The sequence below is a fragment of the Lysinibacillus sp. FSL K6-4013 genome (assembly GCF_038630435.1).
GTDB classification, from domain to species: Bacteria; Bacillota; Bacilli; order Bacillales_A; family Planococcaceae; genus Lysinibacillus; species Lysinibacillus boronitolerans.
The window spans coordinates 4,296,658-4,319,039 of sequence record NZ_CP152031.1 but is presented as its reverse complement, the minus strand read 5'-3'; the positions used below and the strand labels follow the sequence as shown (position 1 = coordinate 4,319,039).

The 22,382-nt window shown below is 37.6% G+C and carries 27 protein-coding genes; 21 read left to right on the top strand and 6 right to left on the bottom strand.

Features of this window, described 5'->3' with window-relative positions; translation table 11 throughout:
- Positions 1–31: 31 nt before the first annotated feature.
- Together abc-f and MHB39_RS21385 are read left to right on the top strand one after the other, a co-directional pair.
- Positions 32–1,663 (top strand): ABC-F type ribosomal protection protein, encoded by a 1,632-nt coding sequence (gene abc-f, locus MHB39_RS21390; protein ID WP_342545310.1) that lies wholly within the window; start codon positions 32–34, stop codon positions 1,661–1,663.
- Positions 1,664–1,733: 70 nt separating this feature from the next.
- Positions 1,734–2,498: a hypothetical protein gene (locus MHB39_RS21385; RefSeq protein WP_342545308.1), complete on the top strand. Its 765-nt coding sequence runs from the start codon at positions 1,734–1,736 to the stop codon at positions 2,496–2,498.
- A gap of 47 nt (positions 2,499–2,545) precedes the next feature.
- Here MHB39_RS21385 and MHB39_RS21380 read toward each other — a convergent pair whose 3' ends face one another.
- Positions 2,546–3,031, bottom strand: a complete 486-nt coding sequence (locus MHB39_RS21380; RefSeq protein ID WP_258858869.1) for an SRPBCC family protein — start codon at positions 3,029–3,031, stop codon at positions 2,546–2,548.
- Between the two features lie 136 nt (positions 3,032–3,167).
- Between MHB39_RS21380 and MHB39_RS21375 the strand changes: the two genes are divergently transcribed.
- A complete protein-coding gene (locus MHB39_RS21375) occupies positions 3,168–3,533 on the top strand; it encodes a nuclear transport factor 2 family protein (RefSeq protein WP_066037968.1) in 366 nt (121 codons plus the stop codon).
- Here MHB39_RS21375 and MHB39_RS21370 read toward each other — a convergent pair.
- Positions 3,530–4,324 (bottom strand): sulfite exporter TauE/SafE family protein, encoded by a 795-nt coding sequence (locus tag MHB39_RS21370; protein ID WP_342545304.1) that lies wholly within the window; start codon positions 4,322–4,324, stop codon positions 3,530–3,532. The genes MHB39_RS21375 and MHB39_RS21370 overlap by 4 nt on opposite strands.
- Before the next feature lie 112 nt (positions 4,325–4,436).
- Between MHB39_RS21370 and MHB39_RS21365 the strand changes: the two genes are divergently transcribed.
- From MHB39_RS21365 to MHB39_RS21305, 13 genes are all read left to right on the top strand, one after another.
- A complete protein-coding gene (locus tag MHB39_RS21365) occupies positions 4,437–5,006 on the top strand; it encodes a nucleotidyltransferase family protein (protein ID WP_342545303.1) in 570 nt (189 codons plus the stop codon).
- A 21-nt stretch (positions 5,007–5,027) separates the two neighbouring features.
- Positions 5,028–5,492, top strand: a complete 465-nt coding sequence (locus MHB39_RS21360) for a DinB family protein (protein WP_066037970.1) — start codon at positions 5,028–5,030, stop codon at positions 5,490–5,492.
- 10 nt (positions 5,493–5,502) lie between these two features.
- A complete protein-coding gene (locus MHB39_RS21355) occupies positions 5,503–6,333 on the top strand; it encodes an AraC family transcriptional regulator (protein WP_342545300.1) in 831 nt (276 codons plus the stop codon).
- 204 nt (positions 6,334–6,537) lie between these two features.
- Entirely contained in the window at positions 6,538–7,521 is a 984-nt protein-coding gene (locus MHB39_RS21350) for an ABC transporter substrate-binding protein (RefSeq protein ID WP_342545299.1), read from the top strand.
- A 155-nt stretch (positions 7,522–7,676) separates the two neighbouring features.
- Positions 7,677–8,684 carry an iron ABC transporter permease gene (locus MHB39_RS21345; protein ID WP_342545296.1) on the top strand — a complete coding sequence of 336 codons (1,008 nt, stop codon included), beginning with the start codon at positions 7,677–7,679 and terminating at the stop codon, positions 8,682–8,684.
- Between the two features lie 28 nt (positions 8,685–8,712).
- Positions 8,713–9,708: an iron ABC transporter permease gene (locus MHB39_RS21340; RefSeq protein WP_342546947.1), complete on the top strand. Its 996-nt coding sequence runs from the start codon at positions 8,713–8,715 to the stop codon at positions 9,706–9,708.
- A gap of 29 nt (positions 9,709–9,737) precedes the next feature.
- The gene (locus tag MHB39_RS21335; RefSeq protein ID WP_342546946.1) at positions 9,738–10,517 is read left to right on the top strand and encodes an ABC transporter ATP-binding protein; all 780 of its coding nucleotides are present in this window, start codon (positions 9,738–9,740) and stop codon (positions 10,515–10,517) included.
- Positions 10,517–11,287 carry an alpha/beta hydrolase-fold protein gene (locus MHB39_RS21330; RefSeq protein ID WP_342545295.1) on the top strand — a complete coding sequence of 257 codons (771 nt, stop codon included), beginning with the start codon at positions 10,517–10,519 and terminating at the stop codon, positions 11,285–11,287. The genes MHB39_RS21335 and MHB39_RS21330 overlap by 1 nt, the downstream gene beginning before the upstream one ends.
- A gap of 120 nt (positions 11,288–11,407) precedes the next feature.
- Complete coding sequence (locus tag MHB39_RS21325; RefSeq protein ID WP_339280421.1) at positions 11,408–12,979, top strand: BCCT family transporter; 1,572 nt, start codon at positions 11,408–11,410, stop codon at positions 12,977–12,979.
- Positions 12,980–13,061: 82 nt separating this feature from the next.
- A complete protein-coding gene (locus MHB39_RS21320; RefSeq protein WP_342545292.1) occupies positions 13,062–13,550 on the top strand; it encodes a GNAT family N-acetyltransferase in 489 nt (162 codons plus the stop codon).
- Positions 13,547–14,194 (top strand): hypothetical protein, encoded by a 648-nt coding sequence (locus MHB39_RS21315; protein WP_342545291.1) that lies wholly within the window; start codon positions 13,547–13,549, stop codon positions 14,192–14,194. The genes MHB39_RS21320 and MHB39_RS21315 overlap by 4 nt, the downstream gene beginning before the upstream one ends.
- 72 nt (positions 14,195–14,266) lie before the next feature.
- Entirely contained in the window at positions 14,267–14,746 is a 480-nt protein-coding gene (locus MHB39_RS21310; RefSeq protein ID WP_333004690.1) for a hypothetical protein, read from the top strand.
- Between the two features lie 240 nt (positions 14,747–14,986).
- A complete protein-coding gene (locus MHB39_RS21305; protein ID WP_016993055.1) occupies positions 14,987–15,499 on the top strand; it encodes a YfiT family bacillithiol transferase in 513 nt (170 codons plus the stop codon).
- Positions 15,500–15,572: 73 nt separating this feature from the next.
- On the opposite strand, the gene MHB39_RS21300 is transcribed toward MHB39_RS21305, so the two are convergent.
- A complete protein-coding gene (locus MHB39_RS21300; RefSeq protein ID WP_342545287.1) occupies positions 15,573–16,190 on the bottom strand; it encodes an exosporium glycoprotein BclB-related protein in 618 nt (205 codons plus the stop codon).
- 163 nt (positions 16,191–16,353) lie between these two features.
- Positions 16,354–17,544 (bottom strand): hypothetical protein, encoded by a 1,191-nt coding sequence (locus tag MHB39_RS21295; protein ID WP_339280418.1) that lies wholly within the window; start codon positions 17,542–17,544, stop codon positions 16,354–16,356.
- A 235-nt stretch (positions 17,545–17,779) separates the two neighbouring features.
- Between MHB39_RS21295 and MHB39_RS21290 the strand changes: the two genes are divergently transcribed.
- The 4 genes from MHB39_RS21290 (at position 17,780) to MHB39_RS21275 (ending at position 20,108) form a co-directional block, all read left to right on the top strand.
- The gene (locus tag MHB39_RS21290; protein ID WP_004231775.1) at positions 17,780–18,430 is read left to right on the top strand and encodes a hypothetical protein; all 651 of its coding nucleotides are present in this window, start codon (positions 17,780–17,782) and stop codon (positions 18,428–18,430) included.
- 85 nt (positions 18,431–18,515) lie between these two features.
- Entirely contained in the window at positions 18,516–19,088 is a 573-nt protein-coding gene (locus MHB39_RS21285) for a hypothetical protein (protein WP_258858858.1), read from the top strand.
- Positions 19,081–19,362, top strand: coding sequence for a hypothetical protein (locus tag MHB39_RS21280; RefSeq protein ID WP_342545284.1), 282 nt, complete (start codon positions 19,081–19,083; stop codon positions 19,360–19,362). Before MHB39_RS21285 ends, MHB39_RS21280 begins: the two co-directional genes overlap by 8 nt.
- An 11-nt stretch (positions 19,363–19,373) precedes the next feature.
- Positions 19,374–20,108 (top strand): hypothetical protein, encoded by a 735-nt coding sequence (locus tag MHB39_RS21275; RefSeq protein WP_342545282.1) that lies wholly within the window; start codon positions 19,374–19,376, stop codon positions 20,106–20,108.
- Between the two features lie 198 nt (positions 20,109–20,306).
- On the opposite strand, the gene rpmG is transcribed toward MHB39_RS21275, so the two are convergent.
- On the bottom strand, positions 20,307–20,456 hold the full coding sequence (rpmG, locus tag MHB39_RS21270) for a 50S ribosomal protein L33 (RefSeq protein ID WP_342545280.1): 150 nt from the start codon (positions 20,454–20,456) through the stop codon (positions 20,307–20,309).
- A gap of 169 nt (positions 20,457–20,625) precedes the next feature.
- Here rpmG and MHB39_RS21265 point away from each other — a divergent pair, with 169 nt between their 5' ends.
- Positions 20,626–21,819 (top strand): GTP-binding protein, encoded by a 1,194-nt coding sequence (locus MHB39_RS21265; protein ID WP_342545279.1) that lies wholly within the window; start codon positions 20,626–20,628, stop codon positions 21,817–21,819.
- Between the two features lie 20 nt (positions 21,820–21,839).
- Here the strand turns inward: MHB39_RS21265 and MHB39_RS21260 are convergent, their stop codons facing one another.
- On the bottom strand, positions 21,840–22,382 hold the full coding sequence (locus MHB39_RS21260; protein WP_036079526.1) for an isoprenylcysteine carboxyl methyltransferase family protein: 543 nt from the start codon (positions 22,380–22,382) through the stop codon (positions 21,840–21,842).

Below are 22,382 nucleotides of genomic sequence, written 5' to 3'. Positions count from 1 at the left end.
TTTGTCCCTCCAACTGGAGAGGATGGATAGTATGAAGGAACTTTTAAAATTACAGGATGTACGTTATGAAATAAAGGATATGTTGTTATTTGAGCATGTGACAGGCACAGTAAAACAAGGCGAAGTCATCGGCATTATAGGGAGGAATGGTGCTGGGAAATCGACATTATTACAATTGATTCAAGGTACATTATCACCAACTATGGGAGTAATTCAGGGAGCACAGGCTTTAAAAATTACATTTGTTGAACAGGAGCTAGCTCATTTTGACAAACTAGAAGTATCCGCAAGAGAAGCTGATCTGCTGGCTAAGTGGCAGGTACCTAATGTGTCATTTGCAGCGTTAAGTGGGGGCGAAAAGCTGAAAATGCGTCTTGCAGAAGGTTTTTCCCAGAATGCTCAAATTTTATTACTTGATGAACCAACGAATCATTTAGATGAACAAAGTACCGCATTTCTTATCAAACAAGTACACAACTATGAGGGAACGATCATCGTGGTGTCGCATGATCGCTATTTTTTAGATAAGGTGGCCACAAAAATCTGGTCTATTGAGGATAAGAGTCTTATTGAACATGATGGCAATTATACAAGCTATATGGCTGATAGGGAGCACCGAAGATTAACACAACAACGAGCCTATGAGAAGCAACAAAAAAATATTGAACGGATTGAGGCTCAAATGTCGGAACTGACGTCTTGGTCACAAAAAGGCCACGCTCAATCAACAAAATTGGAAGGCTTTAAGGAGTACCATCGTGTGAAAGCAAAGCGCTTAGACTCGCAGGTGAAATCTAAGAAAAAGCGATTAGAAGCTGAACTTTCGAAGGCAAGCGTGGAAGCGGTGAAGCCAGAAGCAGGGATTCGTTTTTCTTTAGGCACGAATCAACGAGTTGGCAAGCGCTTACTGGAAACCAAGCATTTATCTTTAAAATTTGATAAACGCACATTATTTAACGATGTTAATATTACAGCTCAATTTGGAGATAAGATAGCTATTACAGGGAAGAATGGTAGTGGGAAAACAAGCTTTTTGAAAATACTTTTAGGCAAGCTAGAAGCTGAGGGTGAAGTATGGCTATCACCTGCTGCAAACATTGGTTATTTGACACAGGAAGTATTTGATTTACCACTTGATCAAACACCAGAGCAATACTTTTATCAGGAGACATTTGAAGAACGTGGTAAAGTTCGCAACTTGATGAAGAATTTAGGGTTTACACTGACACATTGGACATCTCCCATAGGCAAAATGAGTATGGGAGAACGCGTAAAGTGTAAGCTGATGGCTTATATTTTAGAGGATAAAAATGTACTAATTTTAGATGAGCCGACAAATCATCTTGACTTACCCTCTCGTGAGCAGTTAGAGCACACTCTTTCCCAATATAATGGGACATTGCTTGTCGTCTCACATGATCGATATTTTCTAGAAAAAGTCACGAATAGTGTTTGGGAGCTTCACGATCAGCACATCAAAAAAAAGTGGACAGAAGTCGCACCGAATAAAGTGGATGATACAGCGGCTATCCGTTTAAAGCTTGAAACGGAAAGGCAAGAGATCTTAGGCAAATTGAGCTTTCTAACAGTAAAAGATAAGGACTACGCAATGCTTGACCAGAAGTTTAATGAGCTGACGAAGCGCATCAATGAACTTCAATAGCTGAAGCGTTTAAGTTAACCTTTTCCAGGGGAAAATATGGAGAGAAGGCATTTCTTAAATGGGGGTTAACATGGTGAAAAAGGTAGTATTTCTCTTTTTATTGTTAAGCATTTGTAGCATAAGTGCTTGTGCTGAACGGGATAAGAATGTACCAGAGCATGACAATAAAATCAATACATCTGTAACACAATCAAATAATGATAAAAGTGATACAGTTCAAGCACAAACTGAAGCTCTTCAACAAATAAAGGAGCAGATTCATTTTGATGTTCCATTAAAAATGCCATCAACGTTACCTATTGGAGAGGGTTCATTTTTAACAGCTACAACAAGGACACAGGGCGACCAGGTTGAAGTTATCTTTTATGAGAGCAAAGAGAACATGCCAATTAATGATATTCGTTTAAAAAAATCAGGGACTGTTATTGGAAGATTGCTGGTCAAGAAATATAAAAGTGCGGAAGGTGCAAGCACACAGATAGCGTTTGATAATTTTAATCAAAATGGTGGGCAAGAGGTTGATCTTGGTTACAATATAAAAGGTTATCAAGATGCAGGTGCCGGATCATTATGGACTGGTTGGAATGAAGGGCGATGGGCAATTGCCACTCATACACGAACTGATAATCCTGATGCAGGTGTTAAACTGGCTAAGCAGGCAGTAACGTATTTAGAAAACCACATGCTGCCTATCCCAAGGCAATATGGCATGGCTCAGCTAGATGTCTATCAATCAGGTAATTTAATTGTGTGGCAGGATGAAAAGCTTGTTTACACACTCGATTCAATCAAAGATCCTTTAAAAGCACTAGCAATAGCCACAGCTTTTTATTAATAATAGAAATCCTAGAGTAATAATGCTCTAGGATTTTTTGTCTTATTTTATTTCACAGTACTTAGCATTTTTTTGTATTCACTGAATCGTTGCTGCCATTCATCCATGGGGAAATGTTGATGTTCTACGCCATTTAGTAAATCTGTTAACATATCAAGGCAAATATGCCATCCTGCTAAATCCTTTGGAGTATGCTCTGTCAGCTCTTGAAGTGTCTCCACTAATACCAATAAAGAACCCTTGTCAGTAGAAGATAGTTCAAATCTCACCGTATCCGTTCCCCAATCAAATGCTAGTACTTCTTTCTCGGCATAATCTGTGATGGTTATTTCCTCAAAATTACCTGTTCCATCATTCATATTAAAATGTATTTTCCCGTTCTTACGTAGCTCAATGATTTCTAAATTACTCATCCATTTTTGTAGGTTTTCATTGTTAGTCATGGCGGCCCAAACGGCATTTTTTAAATGTGGTAATGGTCGTTTGAATGTAGCAATATGGTGATTGGATTGTTTTTCAATAGTAGCTAGCATAGACATCCTCCGTCTTTATAGTTTTGACTTCATTATAGATGTTCTTCAGTAGCTGTCCAAGCAGAAGGTCATGCAACAATTATCATTTCTAAGAAGTCAATTTTAGGATAAAATTGTTAAAAAAGGAGGGGTGAAGATGACACATCAACAAGCATTGGAACATTATATTCAAGCAACAAATACCCATGATTTTAATCAAGTAAAGGCTATTTTGCATCCACAAGCAATTTATTGGTTCTCTGATAAAACATGCACAACAACAGAGGAGATTGAGGCTTATTTCAAGCATGCATGGAATGTCATTAAAGAAGAGGTTTATTCAGCTACTGATGTAAAATGGTTAACCGTTGATGAAACGACGGCTACCTGTCTTTATACATATCACTATGAAGGCTATCATAACGAAAAATTTGTATCAGGTAGCGGTAGAGCAACTAATATTTTTACATTAGTTAACGATCAATGGAAGGTAATTCATGAGCATTTGAGTAGTGGTCATTAAATTATTTTCAATGTAACTTGAACAAGCAACAATATAATAATCAATGTTAGTAGTGTTTTGGCTATTTTTAATGGAATGTATGGGAGCACTATAAGACCTAATTGGGAGCCTATAATGGAGCCAACTGCCATAGCAATTGCATAGTGCCATTGAATAAAGCCAGTGTGATAAAACACAATAAATGCTCCTGTACAGCTCCCGAAGAGGAGTACTCGAGTGAGCTGTACAGCCTTTATGTAAGTATGATGAGTACGTAGATAGTGTAAGATGCTAAATGTCGAAGAGCCAGGGCCGAAACCACCATCATACATAGCGATGAAAAATGGTTGCCAAAAATGAGGTGCTTGATGTTCTAGCGAATCAGGAACTTCCGTCCACGCCTTATTTTTTAAAGTTACGACTAAAGCCAAAAGAAGTAGTACACAGGCCATATAGTTCATAGTTTGCTCAGACAGCGAAACCGCTAAAAGTGAGCCGCAAATCCCCCCAACAATAGCAAGAGCTATATATTTGATGATAGATGTGAGATGTAGCTCCTTCTGATAGAGTAGATAAAAAATACTGGATAAAGACGAAATGCCTGTCGAAAATTTGTTTGTGGCAATACTTGTTTGAATAGGGATACCGACAAGCATCATGGCAGGAAGTGTAATTAGTCCACCACCTCCCGCAAGTGTACCAATAAAAGCAGCTACCATTCCGATACATATGAGTGTTAAAGAAATGTTTGTATAGAAAAGTCCAACTAAGCTAAGTAGTACAAATAATAACAGCATGATCATTTTATTCATAAGCTTCTCCCTTTCTTTTATTAGCTTTAGGGTAAATGGTGTTAATGTATAAATCTAATATATAATTTTTAGTGATTTATAAATTTAATTTATATTAATGGAGGCTGACAGAATGAGGTTGCTTCAATCGGAGGAAGAGCTGAAGAACTTAATTGCATCTGATGACTGGGTGATGAGCATTTTATCCACAGTAGAAAACTTGCAACTACCAGATTGGTGGATATGCGCAGGAATTATTCGCTCAAAGGTATGGGATTACCTTCATAATAAGGAGGAAAGAACACCAATTGCTGATATTGATGTGATATATTTTGATAAAGAAAATTTAGCAGAAGAAGTAGAGAAGCAGTATGAGCGAGAACTGAGAAAGTTATCTCCAAACGAGCCTTGGTCCGTGAAAAATCAAGCACGAATGCATGTCCTAAATGGTAGTAAACCATATCAGTCTGCTGTTGATGGAATCTCTCATTTCCCAGAAATCCCAACGGCAATTGGAGTAAAATTATCAGATGGGGTACTAGAGATTGCAGCACCGTACGGTATTCATCTTTTAGGAGCAGGCATAGTAGAGCCAACATCGTTTTACCTAGAAAATAAGTATGCCTATGCGATTTATCGTCAAAGAATTCAGCAAAAACAATGGCATTTATGTTGGCCAGAATTGAAAATTCATCTTCAATAAAAAAAGAAAGAGGGGGAACAATTGCAACAAGATATAACCTATGTCATTAAACACTATATAAAATCTTTAGATTGGATAGATAATTTACGAGGGTTATCTGAGGCACAATGGCGTATGCCCATTGAACCTGGGAAATGGTCGGTTGCAGAGGTAATTGGGCATCTTCCTCCATGGGACAAGTTTGTGCAAAATTACCGAATTCCTTTTCTCTTTACAGATGAGCGTCTGCCGAAAGGGCCAGATGTAGCACATTTGAATACGATGGCAGCTAAGAAAAGCCGTGAACAAACAATGGAGGAAACATTGAATGATTTTATTTCCACAAGGCGTCAATTATTGCAGGACATTCAGCAATGGACAGATGAGCAATGGCAACAGTCATTTAAAATTGGGCAGTCAGAAATGACTATAATCGACTATTTTGTAGGATTAATCAATCATGATTTACATCATTTTTCACAGATTCAGAATGTAATACATGTATAGGAGTTTGCATATGGATATCAAATATTTAATTGATTACTTTGCACATGCTTCTGTAAAATTTACAGATGTTTTTACTAAAAAAATGGAGCCAGGTGAAGTGGATGTTGGTAGAACAACGGCCCCAGAAAAGTGTGGTTTAGTAGTGCCACTTGCAGGGAGTGCGATCTTTAGCTTTAATGGAACCCCCTATATGATGGAGCCGGGAATGATTGCCCATGCTGGCCCCCAGATGCCGATAGAAGTGAGAGCGACTGGCCATAAAGGTTGGGAGTATGCAGTTGTTCATTACAGCCTACCTACAGAAGAAATAAATCTATATCCACTAGCCGAGCAACATTTTCTAATCAATACAGGCTTTAACACACAAATTATTAGCCATGTTCAGCAATTAGTAGAAAGCTATTCCTTTCCTGGTAATATGGCTGTATTCAAGTCTAAGACATTATTTATGAATTTGTTGGAAGATATCCTTGTAGTGGCAAAAATGCAGGTTTTAGATAGTGCCAGCGAATTAATGGAACAGGCATTACAGTATATACATGAAAATTATGCACAGCAAATCTCAGTATCAAATATCTCGATGGAATTGGGCATTGAGCGTCGTCGTTTTGCTTATTTATTTGAGCAGCATACAGGTATGAATCCAAGTACATATATAACAGAATACCGTATACGACGTGCGAAAGACTTACTAGAATATGGTGGAATACCTGTAGCTGAAATTGCAGAATGTGTTGGATATGTAGATTGTTTTTATTTTAGCAGAGTATTTAAAAAGTGTACGGGTTTATCTCCCTCAGCCTATCGCAAGTTAAAAATAGAGGAAGCCAGATATGTATAATTGACTGTTTCTTATAAAAAAGAAGCAGTTTTTTTATTGCTTAAATCGGCAAAAATCCATGTCATTTTCGAAATCGTCCATTCACAATCTTTTTTCACTTTGTTAGGATAGTATCCGTAAATGATAATGAGTATCAATTATATATTGACTTATATATGAAAACGATTATCATTATCAATATGAGCTCGTTAGGGGAGAATATCTATGAATAAATATTTTAAAATGTGTGCACCAGCACTATTAGCATTATTACTGGCCGCATGTGGAACAGACAAAGCAGAGGAATCAACATCAACAGCTAATACAGCAGAGACAAGTGCAACAGAATCACAGACAGAGCAAGCTAAATCAACGCAGACCATCACGTACTTAGGCGAGCAATATGAGCTACCAGCCGAAGTAAAGAACATTGTCGCTGCCAGTCTTGAATCAATGGAAGATGCGGCAATGCTTGGTATTAAGCCAGTAGGTGTTCTAGAAGTAGGTGGAAAAGTTCCTGCCTATCTAGCAACAGATTTTGAAGGAGCTACACTTGTAGGAAATAAAATGGAGCCAAATGCAGAAGCCATTCTTAATCTGGATCCTGATGTAATTGTGGGTACTTCGAAATTCCCTGAAGAAACGGCTGAAAAGCTCAACAAAATTCAAACAATGATTCCATACTCACATATTTCAACAAATTGGAAAGAAAATTTAACATTGCTTGCACAATTAGCTGGGAAGGAAGATGATGCAAAGAAAATCATCTCTGACTATGAAGCCAAAGTTGCTGATGCCCAAGTAAAATCCAAGGAGCAATTAGCAGATAAGCAAGTATTAATCATCCGTGTTCGTGGTGGAGTGATGTACATCTATCCAGCAGGCGTTTATTTAAACCCTGTTCTATATGAAGATTTAGGAGCACCTGTACCAGAAGTTGTTACAACAGCTAAGGCGCAAGCGGAACTATCACTTGAAACATTAGCACAAGTAAATCCAGATGTGATTTTCCTGCAATTCGAGGATTCAGAGAATAAGGATACGCCAAAAGCTTTAGAGGAGCTACAAAAGAATCCAATTTTCACTAGCTTAAAGGCAACACAAAATAATCAAGTTTTTGTCAACACAATTGAGCCATTAGCACAAGGTGGTACTGCTTGGTCTAAAGTGAAATTCTTAGATGTCGCAGCTGAAAAATTACTTAAATAGTATAAACGGGCTGGTAGTAGATTTGGTGATATCACCGGGCTATTACCGGCCTTTTGTAAGATGTGGCATTTTTCATTGCAGGCAGTTGTTAAGGGTATACACTTAAGTGATTGATATTGTGTACCGCAAAATGGATAAAGAAAAAGGTGTGAAAGTTGAAAAAAACAAACAAAGTGTCGTTTTCAATATTAGCGATATCTCCTTTCCTTATTGCCCTTGTGGCACTTATTTCTGTTATGTATGGGACAAAAGATATTAGTGCCATTACAGTATGGCAGTCGATGACAGCATTTGATCCATCGGATGTCGATCATCAAATTATAAGAACAGGCCGTATTCCAAGAGTTGCCGCGGTATTACTAGTTGGAGCATTTTTAGCAGTTGCCGGTGCAGTCATGCAGGGGATTACACGAAACTATTTAGCCTCGCCTTCATTAATGGGTGTAAATGATGGCTCTGCATTTGTCATTACATTAGCCGTTGTTTTTTTTCCAGGGCTACCAAACTATCAAATGATTTTATTATCGATGCTTGGTTCTGCATTGGGAGCTGGTATTGTCTTTGGTTTTGGCTCGTTAATCCGCAATGGCTTATCTCCAGTAAGGCTAGCCATAATTGGAACGGTCATTGGCACATTTTTAAGTAGTATTGCTACTGCCATTGCGATGTATTTCCAAGTATCACAAACAGTAAGTGCTTGGTATAACACAAAGGTACATATGGTAAATATGGATATGCTGATCCTTTCTATTCCATTTGGTTTAACTGGGTTGATCTTGGCTTTATTATCGGCAAAAGCGATTACCATTACTTCGCTAGGTGAAGATATTGCCATGGGGCTTGGGCAGAAAACAAAAACAGTACGTATTATTAGCATGCTAGCTGTCGTATGTTTGACAGGGACAGCGGTTGCCCTTGTAGGGAAAATCGCTTTTGTAGGGTTAGTCATACCACATATTACACGCTTCCTTGTCGGTGTTGATTATCGCTATATTATTCCTTGTGCAGCTGTTATTGGAGCCTTTTTCTTAGCGCTTTGTGATGTCCTGAGCCGCGTTGTCAATTATCCATTTGAAACGCCAATTGGTGTCTTAACCGCATTGGTCGGTGTACCATTCTTCTTATATTTAGTTCGTAAGCACGGAGGTGAAAAACGTGCATAAAAAAACCTCAAGTTTATTCTTTTTAACCATGTCGATGCTTATTTTATTGATTTTCGTTGCGAGCTATTTACATATTACAAATGGTGTTTTTGATATGTCTGTAATGGATGTCATTAAAACATTGTTGCGGATTGAGTCCAATTCAAAGTTTGATCTTGTTATTTTTGAATTCCGTTTACCTCGAATTGTTATTGCTGGACTTGTCGGTATTGGCTTAGGTATGGCGGGAGTTGTATTACAGGGGATTACACGCAATGGACTAGCAGATCCAGGTATATTAGGGATTAATGCAGGGGCTGGTGCAGCAGTCGTCATATTCATGTTCTTCTTGCAATTAAAGCTAGTAAGTGCCGATATGAGTAGCTGGATGTCAATTTTAATGATGCCATTATTTGGTTTTATCGGTGGAACAATTGCAGCTATCTTGATTTTTTCATTTGCTTTAAAAAATGGTCATCTGGATATGCAGCGATTAATCTTAACAGGTATTGCTATCAATAGTGGATTTGGAGCTTTGTCCTTATTCCTATCCTTAAAAATGAGTGCACAAGATTTTGAATCAGCGGCTATTTGGATGGCGGGTTCTATTTATAATTCGAATTGGATCTTTGCGCTTACGATGCTACCTTGGCTTTTGATTTTAGGACTATATGTGCACAGAAAATCATATTTACTCGATTATTTCCAGCTTGAAGAGGATAGCATCACAAGTTTAGGAATAGCAGTTGAAAAGGAGAAAATGAAGCTGTTATTAGCCAGTGTAGGTCTTGTCAGCGCTTGTGTATCTGTATCAGGGAGTATTGGATTCATAGGTTTAATGGCTCCCCATATCGCCAAGCAGCTTGTTGGTATTCAGCACCGTTATGTTATGCCAGTAAGTGCGTTAATTGGTGCAGGTCTGTTAATCTTAGCTGATTTTATTGGTAAAACCGTTTTTGCACCATCGGAACTGGCTGTAGGTATTGTCGTTTCAATTATTGGGATTCCATATTTCTTGTATTTACTGGTGAAATCTAAGGCATAGGAGGAAATGGCGTGCAAACTGCATTTAGAATGGAAAATCTGGCTTCAGGTTATGAGCAGGTACGTGTCTTTGAAGGGTTAAATTTAACGATAGAAGAGGGCAAAGTGACGACAATTATCGGTCCAAATGGTTGTGGTAAATCTACCCTTCTTAAAACGATAGGACGTATTTTAAAAAAACAACAAGGTACGGTTTATTTGCAGGAGCAAAATATGCAAAATTTATCGACCAAAGATATTGCCAAGAAGTTAGCAATATTATCTCAAACACCTGTTGCTCCTGGTCAATTAAAAGTGGAGGAGTTAATTGCGTATGGTCGCTATCCACATCGCAACAATGTTAATCGCTTAACAAATAAGGATGAGGAAATGATTGAATGGGCTTTAACGGTTACCAATACAATGGAATACCGAAATAGAGACCTTGCACAGCTTTCAGGAGGACAACGTCAACGTGTTTGGCTAGCGATGGCCTTAGCGCAGGAAACAAATATCTTGCTATTAGATGAACCTACTACTTATTTAGATATGGCACATCAGCTAGAGGTATTGGACATTGTTAAAAGTTTAAATGAGCACCACAGCTGTACAGTAGTGATGGTTCTACATGATATTAACCACGCGGCCAGATATTCAGATCATCTTATTGCAATGCGTAAGGGTACTATTATGCAAACTGGCACGCCACAGGAAATTTTAAGTGCTGAGGTAATGCGTAAAGTATTTAATATTGATGCACGCATTATGGAAGATCCTGTAACAAATACACCTGTATGTTATGGCTATGAAATTTTGAAGGAGGATATCTAATGAATACAACTAAAGTAGACTACATTACACAACATATGACTTCAAAATTGACAAATTATTTGTACACGATTAATATCTATGTGCCAGAGGAGGAAGCGCCACAAAATGGCTTCCCAGTTTTGTATGTACTCGATGGCTCATCCTATTTTAACCTTGTAAAGGAAGCGGTGCGTCTACAAAGTCGTAATGCACCAAAAACAGGTGTCCTTCCAGCTATCGTTATTGGAATTGGTCATGGCGATGATATGCGTGATAGAAGATTTTATGATTTTACAGCGCCAGCAGAGACATATATATATCCAGAAAGATTTAAAGGAAAAGGTCATGAAAAGCTTGGAGGAGCAGTGGATTTTAGTCGCTTTATTGAAGAAGAGTTAAAGCCAACGATTGAGTCACAATATCCAGTAAATAAAGTACAGCAAGCTCTATTTGGTCATTCCCTAGGAGGATACTTTGCGCTTTGGCAACTATTTCACCACCAATCCAGCTTCCAACGCTATCTAGCTATTAGCCCATCTATTTGGTGGAATGAGCATGAGCTAGTACAATGTGCTTCAGTATTTCTGAACGAGCATCAGGACATGGACGAAACTTTGTTTATGAGCGCAGGTGAACTTGAAACCTTTATGGTGGATGATGCGCGACAAATGGCAGCAGTTTTAAAAAAAATAATGGCGGTAGATTTTTACGAGGCTTTAGATGAAAATCATGCTTCGATTGTACCAACTGTTATGAGTAGAGCCCTGCGTTTTATGCATAAAACACATTAATAGGTAGACCGCATGTCTTTTGATAATGCGGTTTCTTTTTTTATTTATTAATAAAATAACTGAATTGTACGCATAATAAAGGAAATTTGGTCATCTGTCTGGGATAAATGGAGGCGCTGTATGCAAAATAAAATTTTAAAAAACCCAGTATTTCTTATTTCTAGTGGAGCAATTTTTCTCTTAGTCATTATCGGAGCAACGATACCGGAAAAATTTAAGAACGTAGCAAACAGCGTATTTCATATGACAACGGATTATTTCGGCTGGTTTTATTTAATGTCCGTCTTTATTATCGTTTTATTTTTATTCGGTCTGGCAATTAGTAAATACGGAACAATTCGCTTAGGATCAGAAGATGGTCGTCCTGAGTTTAGTTTTCTAACATGGATTTCCATGCTCTTTTCAGCTGGACTTGGTGTAGGTTTGGTCTTCTGGGGAGTAGCTGAGCCAATGAGTCATTATTTTTCACCACCCTTCAGTGACACAAAACCGCTATCAACGGATGCAGCCCGACTTGCGATGGGATATTCATTCTTTCATTGGGGATTAAGCCAGTGGTCTGTTTATGCCATATTGGGCCTTGTTATGGCCTTTGTACAATTCAATAAAAAAAGAAATATGCTCATCTCCACTGCTTTAGAGCCTGTCACTGGAACAAATCGAGTCGTTAAAGGAACGATCGATATTCTCGCAGTAATTGCTACCGTCATGGGGGTAGCAACGTCTATAGGGCTAGGCGTATTACAAACAAATGGCGGTTTAACTTTCGTCTTTGGTTTGCCAGATACATTTATCTTGCAAGTGGCCATTATTCTTATCATGTTTATTGGCTATATGCTATCAGCCACAACAGGTCTACAAAAAGGGATGAAGATCCTGAGTAATGTCAATATGACTTTAGCAATTGTCTTACTTTTATTTGTTTTTATTACAGGCCCAACAATCTTTATACTTGAAACCTTTACATTAGCTATTGGGGATTATATTTCAAACTTTATTCAATATAGTTTAAGGATGCAGCCATACGTTGGTGGGACTTGGGTGAAGGATTGGACGATCTTTTACTGGGCATGGGCGATCGCTTGGTCACCATTTGTAGGCTCCTTTATAGCTCGTGTATCTAAAGGCAGGACTATTCGAGAATTTATTATAGGGGTTTTAATTATCCCGCCCCTTATTGCCTGCTTTTGGATTGCGACCTTTGGTGGAACCGCAATGTGGTTTGATTTACATCAAGATGCACAAATCGCTCAATCTGTTCATAATGATGTAACGGTTGCACTTTTCCAGCTGTTAGAACACTTACCGCTTTCAACAATTGCATCTACCATTGGAATACTTTTAATCATAATATTTTTAATTACCTCTGCTGATTCGGCCACCTTTATTATGGCGAGTATGACGACAAAAGGTTCTTTAAATCCCACAATTTTATCAAAGCTAGTATGGGGTGTTTTAATGGCAGCTATTTCAGGTGTTTTATTGTATACAGGAGGTCTTGAAGCATTACAAACGGCCTCGTTAATTGCTGCATTACCCTTTACAGTGGTGTTACTTTTATTAATGATTTCTTATATTAAGATGATGAAGGAAGAGATTATTCCTCTTAAGAAAAAGGATATCCAACGTTTGAAAATAGCGAGAAAGCATATTGAAAAGGAAGCAAAAGTGAAAGATAAACATACTAAGTAGTAGGCCGTATTCGAAATAATACGGTTTCTTTTTGTTTTAACATGCACTATTATGAATAAAAAACGATAAGAGGTGCTTTAGGATGGAAATTGTTTTAGCACAGAGCAAGGATGCCCCAGTTATACATCAGGTGATGCTACGGGCGTTTCAAGAATATGAAAAAGCTACTCCACCATCCAGTGCACTAAGTGAAACGGTGGATTCAATAGAACAGGCAATGCAGCAAAATGAACAAGCATTTATTGGGTATATCAATAAACAACCAGTTGCCATTGCAAGGTTTACGCTCAGTTCAAAGGGGATTTATTTTTATAGACTTTCAGTGATCCCAGAAAGACAAGGTCAAGGTTTAGCAAAAGTACTGATCTGTCAGCTCGAACAATATGCACTATCGAAAGGGGTAACAATTAGTCAGTGCAAAGTACGTATGAGTGTTCCGCGTAATATTGAGTTATATCGTTCATTAGGTTATGTTGTAACGAAAGAGGAAATGGTGAAGAATCGTAATGGTAACTCTCTAGCAATAGTAACAATGGAAAAGAGACTTTCCAATGAGGAGGAGTTTAATTGAGAAAAAAGGTCGGCTGCTTGCATGCTCATTATTCCAATATAGAATACATTGAGCAGGCTTTTCAAAGCGATGAAGATATAGAGATAATCCATTTTGTAGACCCTGGCGTTATAAAGCATGTGTCTAAAGGGAGTAATGATTTAGTACATAAAGTTAAGGAGCAAATTGAATGGATAATTAGCTGTGATGTGGATGCAATCTTAATAACGTGTACAAATTATATAGCTTTATTAAAAGATGAAACTTTGTCCAATCTCCCGATCCCCATCATAAAGATTGATGAGCCCTATTTTGAAAGTATATGTAGTAAGCATCAGCCTCAAACGATACTTTTCACAAATCCAGCAACTGTAGAAGGAACGATGGCAAGACTTCACCAATATGCTAAGCATCAAGGAATATCAGTAGATGTGGTAGTGAAAGTTATTGAACATACATTTGATCTTATTATGCAGGGGAAAAAAGAAGCCTATGACGAGGTTATTTTAAGAACTTTGCATACTTTATCTGCTGAGCAAAAATCCATATCGGTTGCCCAGCTATCGATGGTGGATGCAGCACAACAATTTGAAGATCGCACTAGGATTAAAATTCTTCATCCATTAAAGCCATTAGTGAATATTGTAAAGAGTACGATGAAGTAATAGTTTCGTAATTTACAGAATTATCTGTAACAATATCGTTGAAACAAACGTTTCATAGGAAAGGGGGATGTTATGAAACGAATTGTATTTTTATGTATAGTGCTATTATTCTTAGTGGGTTGTAAAGATGAAGCAAAGGTAACAATACCTGAGGATCTACCTGAATTTGTGCAAGAAGATGATTTTGCATCCGTTGATTGGGATAAAAAGGCAGTGGAATTTGGTGATAGAGGTATTATTGGTAATGCCGATAAATCAGGTGTCATCGGTGCGAATATGCCAAGTTTAAGCACACAAAAATGGATGTGGCATCTATGGGGAATAGATGAAGTACGGGATACGGAGTTAACGATTATTGGATACCATAGAGACTCTAAAGTCGTACAACCGATTTTAGTGGATGGCTGGAGCATAGGGCTTGGCGGACCTGTTAATGGAGCAGATGCACATACACCTTCTCATGTGAAAATTCCTCAGTCTGGTGAATGGGCTATTTTACTGTATACAAATGGAAAATATTTTGATACGTTGATATACGATATCCAGGAATAATAAAGAACCCTTATTTTGTAAGTACCTATACTTAAAAATAAGGGTTTTATACATTTGTAGTTTCTAAATTGTATAAGTATGTAAAAGAAAGGTGTGTGAGTGCAAACGAAGCTTCCAATCATGCTACTAAACTACAAGAGATGAACGAATTATCTACCGAACGAAGAAAATTATAGTGCATGGTTGTAGCAAGTAAAATATTAAATTGGTAATATAAAAAGTAAAACGGAGGAGAGCAATATGACTGATTTACGATATCCAATTGGACAATTCCAATTCCCAAAAGAAGTGAATTCACAGCAAGTACTAGCATGGATTGATGAAATTCGTTTATTACCAAAACAACTTGCAGAGGCGTTAAATGGTGCAAGCGAGCAAGACCTTGCAAAATCTTATCGTGAAAATGGCTGGACCGTGACACAGCTAGTCCATCATATTGCCGATAGCCATATGAATAGCTATATCCGTTTTAAACTAGCGTTAACAGAGGATACGCCAACCATTAAGCCATACAATGAGGCGGAATGGGCACAGCTACCAGATTCAGAAATGCCAGTAGCAACTTCTTATAATTTAATTGAAGGCTTACATGAGCGGTGGGTTTATTTACTGACAAGCTTATCACATGAACAATTACAAAGAGCCTTTAATCATCCTGATTCAGGGCGGACGACTCTTGAGCATGCAATCGGTCTGTATGCATGGCATGGCAAGCATCATTTGGCACATATTCAGAATGCATTGGTTAAATAAATATTTTGTGAAAAAACAAGTGATTTCTGCTAATGAGGAAATCACTTGTTTTCATTTTTTATTTAAGTTTATTTTATACGATAGTAATACCAGCACTTGCGTTACCAGCAAGTGTAGCAGCAACTCCTGTAGTAGTCATAGAGAATACCATTAGTAAACGATCACCAGTACTTACAGGTACTGAAACGTTTGCATTACCACTTGCAATCGTACCTACTGCTAATGCTATTAGTGGTAAAGCTGGTAATAAATCAACAAATGCTGCAGTAGGGCTGAATACATTGCTTCCTTGAACTGCGCGGTAAATCTGTGCTCTGACAGTCGCTGTTCCAGTTAGAGTTAAAGCAGCAGTTGCTGAGATTGTAGCAGAAATAGATGTAATAGTACCTGGACGTGGAACCGTAAATGCTTCTGTAGCAGCAGAAGATGTTAAATCAATATTAACGCCAGCTAGAGCAACCCCTGGAACAGATGTACCAAATCCAACAAGACTCACAGTACCAACTAATCCAGTAGCAAGAGACACTAAAGCAACAGGAGTTATTCCTGATGAGAATGGGATAATAGAACCAGTAGCTACTGGTGGAGTAATACATGCAGCGTCAATTGCAACAAATGGTCCCAGTGCAGTACACTCCCCGTTACCATGACCGTTACCAGAACAGCCACACATTGAGTTATTCAAACACATTTTTACACCCCCTTTCTTCATTATTCTATTCATTTCAGATTAGGGGTTAAGGGCAATTATCTACTTCACCTATAAATTCAATGATTTCTTAATGACAGCTTTTATTTGACACATAAAGACATCCACTATGTATGTTTTGACATAGTGGATGTTTAAGAAAATGTTAACTCCATCTTTTAAAGAAATCGAAAAATGAGTTTTTTCCTTTTTTAGGTTCTTCCTCAATCGGCTTGTTTACAGGTTCAAGCTGCATGATCTCTTCATCAAAGGACGGATGAACCTCATAGGTTGCATCAGCATGATACACTTCAACATATTCTTCTTCTGTTTCCAATGAAGGAGAATGATCTATATCTGTAGGTTCTGCTACTGTCTCTGCAATGATTTGGTTGAGAGGCTCACTAGCTATTGCTTCAATGTCTTGACTAACAGGCTCGCTAGGTTGCTCTAAGATAACTTGTTCTATCGAGTCATTAATTACAATGGGCTTCTCCAGATTGTTATGCTCATTCTCAGTTTTTACAACCTCCGCAGGATTATTGAATGTTTCAGTTTTAGTGCTATCTGATTCATTAACAATAGAAGATTGTAAAGTATCATTCTCGATGTTTTCCTCGCTTGAAGCTGGCTGTACGGCAGATGGATCATAAACACTTACTGGAACTTCCTTTGCATCCATGGCATTTTTAAAATGGAAGGTGGATTCAACTGTCGTGTTTCTGTATAAACCATTGTATATTTGGCTGGGGTGTGTATTGATTGATTGGAAATATTGCTGATTAAAATGCCGTTCTTCAGGTTTAGTTTCCGGTAGACCATTCTGAGGAGAGGGACCCCCGATGTTTACATTAGGTTGGTGGTTTTTGGCTTTTCCTGCCACACTTTGTAATAGTCTATAAGAAGGTTGTGCTGATGTAATTGTAGTTTGATCTGCGGTTTGGGTCATTCTAGGTTGTCTAGGTAAAAGATTAGGATAAGTTTGAGCAGGCATGTCAATGGAGGGAGGTACGGTTTTTGTATCATTTCCTTTAACTGGCAATAGTTTATTTAAAATTGATAAAATCTCTTGGTTCATTCCTTCAATGGTTTGATTCAAAGACTCAAGCTGTGTTGAAAGAACCCTAATTTGATCGTCGTATCCTTTTATATATGAATTTTGTTTAGTATCCAATGTCTCTGTGATCCCTTCTAAATGGGCCATCTGTGTTTTTAGTCCATCAAACTCCTGCTTCATATAAAGGAAATCTTCAATTGAATTCCCCGTTTTTAACGAGGTTAACGATTCTCTATAAGATTCAATTTTTTGCTTTAAATTTTCAATTTCTTGAGTGGTATACAATTTTGACTCTTCCATTGTAGTTCACCCCTTTCAGTCCATTATTAGTTTATTAAAAATATTGACTTTCTGTTACAAATATAACGGTTCTTTCAACATTTTGATTCGTATCGTTAATGAGAGAAGTGTATGAAAACAAATCTTGATTGATTTTAATAAATATCCAATGTAACTATTTGTTAGCCCATGCACTTATAGCTGAAAAACATATGCTACAAACGAAAGATAAAAATTTTATGGAGGTGTCAAAAGGATGCAAGAGCATATGCCATCCCAGGCGCAGGAACTAATCTGTATAAATGTTGATAAGGTATACGACTGGATTGTAAAAGAAATGTCGTTTGATATTTCACCTACTGGACCAATTACATTCCCAGGTGTTACAGCAACTACTGACTTAACAGGTGCTATTGTTACTTGTCGAGTAATTCCAGCAACTACAAATCCAATTGTGATTCTGAACCGTGAGAATCGCCAATTCTCTATTGATGGATCAACTGTTTGTCTGCAACACCTAAATGTTCAAAAGAACTTCATTCTAACAATTGTCGTTACTTTACCTAATGGTACTGTTTTCACAAGCAATAATATTCCAGTTTCTCGCTGTGAGCAAGTGACATTATGTGCACCTAAGGGAACAGACGTTGAAATTTTATACACAGATTTAGATTGCTTCGTTTGTACAACAGGAACACTTAGTGTTGGAACAGGTGCTGCAGCAGGTACAATCACGTTCTCTGCGTTAACAATTACTGTTGCTGTTTGTCAAAGTATTCAATCTACATTCCCAGTTACAGTGGAATTTTTAGCAACTTTCTGCGAACCAAGAGCAGACTTACCATTCTCATGTCCAACTGCGGTTCGTCCACAACAATGCCCAGTTATTTTCCCAACTGTTGGTTAATTGTGATAACAAAAAGAAGAAAGTCATACTATGGAAGAGAGGGTAATCCTCTCTTTTTTTAATGGAAATAATAAGGAGGTTTAAAGTGACAGATCGTATTGAAGACAAGATACAGGCACTAAAAGAACAAACAAATGCCTATGTTCATGATATTAAAAGGTTGGTTGAGGGATTAGCAATTCCGAATAGGATTAACCTCATCAGTTATTTTACAACTTCGTTAAATATTTCCTATGATCCTGAGCAAGAGAGTTTATGTTTAGGCTCTTATCATATTCGTAATATTGGAAGTGCAGCCATCACGAACCCATCTCTGTGTATAACAATACCCAAGGAGTCACCGTTTTACTTTTCGGGGAGATATGTTCATGAAAATTTCACGCCCAATTTTAAGACACAGGGGCAGAGTCAGTGGGAGCGTTTTAATGACAAATCAAGCAAAGAAGAATATTGGCTGAGACCGGTTGGTAAATCAACAATCGAACCGAATGAAACCATTTCATTTACCAATTTTCAAATAAAGTGGTCCCATAATTTATCATATTCAGGGACGATTATGGGTTTTACATATTGCGATCAGCTCACAGAAGGTGTTGTAGTTTTAAATCCTATAAATCTAAATGGAATGGGCCAAACACAGGAGGAAGACAATGGGTGACAACTCAAAACAAGAGTTTGGTAGTGTAATTCAGCAATTAGTGAAGGAACAGCTAAGTCGTCGTAATGAACAAGATAATAGCTTTGCATTTCTTGAAAAAAGCACATTACAGCTATTAATTGCCTATCTTGTTACAGGCGAAAAGAGTCATGTTGAACAACTAGAGAATCCACAATTAGAAGGAAAGTGGATGAAGCAGCTGGATGAATTACTAGAGGAAAGTAGAGAGCAGTTTGAAGAGGTGGTCGATTTACTAAAAAGATATTCAGGCTAGGGGGTGTGATGATGGACAATGAGATTGTGAAAAACAATGATCCAATACAGCTCCAACAAATGATTATTTTTTTAAGGGCCGAGTTAGCTAAGTACAAAAATGAGGTGAAGAGACTTAGAGATAGTGATTATTACGCTTTGGTTCTTCGACTTGAACGAGAAAATGTTCAATTAACAAGGCATAAAAAAGATCTTTCGATGGAGCTACTAAAGTTGAAAAGAGACTTTGATAAGGAATTACAAGCTTACGATGAACAAATTCAGAAAAGAGAAGCGCAAAGAAAAAAACAAATTGCATCCATTGAGGCTTTATTAAAGGAATTGGCAGAATTACGAGCTGAAAATAAGTCATTGATGGACAATATTCAAGCATCAAAGGAAGCTACGATCAATACAAATGAAAGATCTATAATTGAAAGCATAGATAAAAAATTAAGTGACTATACAATCATAGCAGGTAAACAAATGGAGAATATTATAGAGAAACTAGAAAAATACCATAGAGAGAAAGTAGATTCGGACAGCCTTCATCGACATTTATTAAGGGAGTTAGAGACGAAAAATCTAGAAATTGAGAGACTATCCAATGAATTAGATGCAGTAAAAAAACAATCTAAGGATAATGGCACATCAATAAAACAAGGGGTTAATATTGATGAGCAAATAGATTTTAGATTACGTATGCTCGATGAATTAGATCAGAAATTGAATGAACTAGCGTTAGAAATCAATAGTGAGCAGCTTTAGCTGGGGAAATTTCATCATGACTGTTTCAAAAGTATGCCTTTGAAACAGTCATTTTTTATTGCTTCGAATAGGAAGCTTCTAAGAAGGGTCAAACCGCTCATAGAGGAAGACTCTCTAGCCACTCACATAGTAGAAGGCACCGCGCCAAAACAGGTTAGATCCGCTCCAGAAGATATCATCTTGATCCCCATTCCAATATTACTTTGTTTCTCTATGCAGGGTTACACGTTTCAGGCGAGGAGAGTACTTTTTAAGCTCAAATCTTTCGGGATTATTACGTTTATTTTTAGTAGTAATATAGTTTTTATCACCTGTTTCAGTACAGGCTAGTGTTACTTGTACACGCATTGAAGGGCCTCCTTTTAAATAGTAATTATTACGATTTAAACAATATATTTCTCGCTGGATATTGTCAAGTTTAATTTCACTAGTAATAAAAAGCTTTGCATTTTCCAAAGTAATATGATTTAATTACAAATTATAAATAGTAATGATTACGATTTAAGGAGTTGTAATAATGACAAAGAAAATTCCTGTTACAGTATTGAGTGGATATTTGGGTTCTGGTAAGACAACCATGATGAATCATGTATTGCAAAACAAAAAGGATTTACGTGTCGCTATTATTGTGAATGATATGAGTGAAATTAATATTGATGCGGAGCTTATCGCAAATGGTAGCGGTATATCACGTACAGAAGAGAAATTTGTGGAGCTATCGAATGGTTGTATTTGCTGTACATTACGAGAGGATCTATTGCAGGAGGTGGAACGTCTTTCGAAGCTAGGCAATATTGATTACATTTTGATTGAATCGACAGGGATTAGTGAGCCGATTCCAGTTGCACAAACGTTTAGTTATTTAGACGAGGAGCTTGGCATTGATTTAACGAAGTTTTGTCGATTAGATACAATGGTTACGGTTGTAGATGCCCATCGTTTTTGGCATGATTTTCAGTCTGGGGAAAGCTTATTGGAGCGCAAGGAAGCTGTTGGTGAATTAGATGAGCGTGATGTTGCAGACCTTCTCATTGATCAAATTGAATTTTGTGATGTCCTTATTTTAAATAAGTGCGATTTAGTATCCGCAGAGGAGCTTGAGCGATTAGAGCGTATTTTACGTGCATTACAGCCTGAGGCAAAACTTATACGTACAACAAATGGTGTTATCGATCCGGTTGAAATTTTAAATACAGGGCGTTTTGACTTTGAACGTGTCTCTGAATCGGCTGGTTGGTTAAAGGAGTTGGAGCTTGGTCACGAAAACCATACACCAGAGACTGAGGAGTACGGTATCTCTTCCTTTACCTATAAACGCAAAAGACCGTTTCATCCGATGCGCTTTGTTGAGTGGTGTGATCACATGCCAGACTCAATAGTACGAGCGAAGGGTATTATTTGGAGTGCAAGACATCAGGAAGTTGCGCTATTATTATCGCAAGCGGGGTCATCTGCAAAAATTGAACCAGTCTCTTATTGGGTAGCAGCTCTTTCTCAAGCCCAGCAGCAGGATGTATTCCAGCAAAGCCCTGAAGTATTGGAAGATTGGGATGAAGAGTACGGAGATCGAATGACACAACTTGTGATTATTGGCATTGATCTAGATCGAGAAGACATCACTAAACAGTTGGACAACTGTTTGTTAACAAATGAAGAGTTTCAGAACCCTTGGGAACGTCTACAAGATCCCTTTAACTGGGAATGGCAATAAAGAAGAAAAGAAGATTTCGGCTAAGACTCCGAAATCTTCTTTTGAAATACACGATTATAATTAGTAGCATCTCGTAATGCTTTTTCTTCTATAGGTATTCGTACAGAAAGCATTGTAATATTGAGTAATGTAAAACAAAATGCTGTAAAGTATGCCTGAAACATGAGTGGTAGCAAAAGGATTTCTAAACAAACTACCGCATAATTGGGATGGCGCATATATTCATATGGCCCTTTACGAACAACTTGTGCGTCAGGTAAAATGAGGATTTTTGTATTCCAAAAAGTGCCTAAAGAGCGAATACACCAGATTCTTAAAGCCTGCACAGCTAAAAATAATATAAAAAATAACGGAAATAAGGGCGAGATACCATTGTTGTTTGTGACGATTTCCACTATTAAAAACAGAAAAAAGCTAATATGCATGGCTACCATATAGGGGTAGTGTGAAGCACCTACTTCATAGGCTCCTTGAGAAAGCATCCACTTCTCATTGCGCTTGGCAATAACAACCTCTGTCAATCTTTGTAGAACGACAAGGATAAAAATAAAATAGAAGATCAT

What these genes read in the sequence shown, in the direction of transcription:
- MHB39_RS21380 (WP_258858869.1), bottom strand. Translation starts at nt 3,031, where the DNA reads ATGCTAGCTACTATTGAAAAACAATCCAATCACCATATTGCTACATTC.
- MHB39_RS21290 (WP_004231775.1), top strand. Translation starts at nt 17,780, where the DNA reads ATGCAAGAGCATATGCCATCCCAGGCGCAGGAACTAATCTGTATAAAT.
- MHB39_RS21260 (WP_036079526.1), bottom strand. Translation starts at nt 22,382, where the DNA reads ATGATCTTCTATTTTATTTTTATCCTTGTCGTTCTACAAAGATTGACA.
- MHB39_RS21300 (WP_342545287.1), bottom strand. Translation starts at nt 16,190, where the DNA reads ATGTGTTTGAATAACTCAATGTGTGGCTGTTCTGGTAACGGTCATGGT.
- MHB39_RS21310 (WP_333004690.1), top strand. Translation starts at nt 14,267, where the DNA reads ATGAAACGAATTGTATTTTTATGTATAGTGCTATTATTCTTAGTGGGT.
- MHB39_RS21265 (WP_342545279.1), top strand. Translation starts at nt 20,626, where the DNA reads ATGACAAAGAAAATTCCTGTTACAGTATTGAGTGGATATTTGGGTTCT.
- MHB39_RS21385 (WP_342545308.1), top strand. Translation starts at nt 1,734, where the DNA reads ATGGTGAAAAAGGTAGTATTTCTCTTTTTATTGTTAAGCATTTGTAGC.
- MHB39_RS21280 (WP_342545284.1), top strand. Translation starts at nt 19,081, where the DNA reads ATGGGTGACAACTCAAAACAAGAGTTTGGTAGTGTAATTCAGCAATTA.
- MHB39_RS21340 (WP_342546947.1), top strand. Translation starts at nt 8,713, where the DNA reads ATGTCGATGCTTATTTTATTGATTTTCGTTGCGAGCTATTTACATATT.
- MHB39_RS21370 (WP_342545304.1), bottom strand. Translation starts at nt 4,324, where the DNA reads ATGAATAAAATGATCATGCTGTTATTATTTGTACTACTTAGCTTAGTT.
- MHB39_RS21365 (WP_342545303.1), top strand. Translation starts at nt 4,437, where the DNA reads ATGAGGTTGCTTCAATCGGAGGAAGAGCTGAAGAACTTAATTGCATCT.
- MHB39_RS21330 (WP_342545295.1), top strand. Translation starts at nt 10,517, where the DNA reads ATGAATACAACTAAAGTAGACTACATTACACAACATATGACTTCAAAA.
- MHB39_RS21335 (WP_342546946.1), top strand. Translation starts at nt 9,738, where the DNA reads ATGGAAAATCTGGCTTCAGGTTATGAGCAGGTACGTGTCTTTGAAGGG.
- MHB39_RS21275 (WP_342545282.1), top strand. Translation starts at nt 19,374, where the DNA reads ATGGACAATGAGATTGTGAAAAACAATGATCCAATACAGCTCCAACAA.
- MHB39_RS21325 (WP_339280421.1), top strand. Translation starts at nt 11,408, where the DNA reads ATGCAAAATAAAATTTTAAAAAACCCAGTATTTCTTATTTCTAGTGGA.
- MHB39_RS21320 (WP_342545292.1), top strand. Translation starts at nt 13,062, where the DNA reads ATGGAAATTGTTTTAGCACAGAGCAAGGATGCCCCAGTTATACATCAG.
- MHB39_RS21375 (WP_066037968.1), top strand. Translation starts at nt 3,168, where the DNA reads ATGACACATCAACAAGCATTGGAACATTATATTCAAGCAACAAATACC.
- MHB39_RS21305 (WP_016993055.1), top strand. Translation starts at nt 14,987, where the DNA reads ATGACTGATTTACGATATCCAATTGGACAATTCCAATTCCCAAAAGAA.
- rpmG (WP_342545280.1), bottom strand. Translation starts at nt 20,456, where the DNA reads ATGCGTGTACAAGTAACACTAGCCTGTACTGAAACAGGTGATAAAAAC.
- MHB39_RS21295 (WP_339280418.1), bottom strand. Translation starts at nt 17,544, where the DNA reads ATGGAAGAGTCAAAATTGTATACCACTCAAGAAATTGAAAATTTAAAG.
- MHB39_RS21350 (WP_342545299.1), top strand. Translation starts at nt 6,538, where the DNA reads ATGAATAAATATTTTAAAATGTGTGCACCAGCACTATTAGCATTATTA.
- MHB39_RS21355 (WP_342545300.1), top strand. Translation starts at nt 5,503, where the DNA reads ATGGATATCAAATATTTAATTGATTACTTTGCACATGCTTCTGTAAAA.
- abc-f (WP_342545310.1), top strand. Translation starts at nt 32, where the DNA reads ATGAAGGAACTTTTAAAATTACAGGATGTACGTTATGAAATAAAGGAT.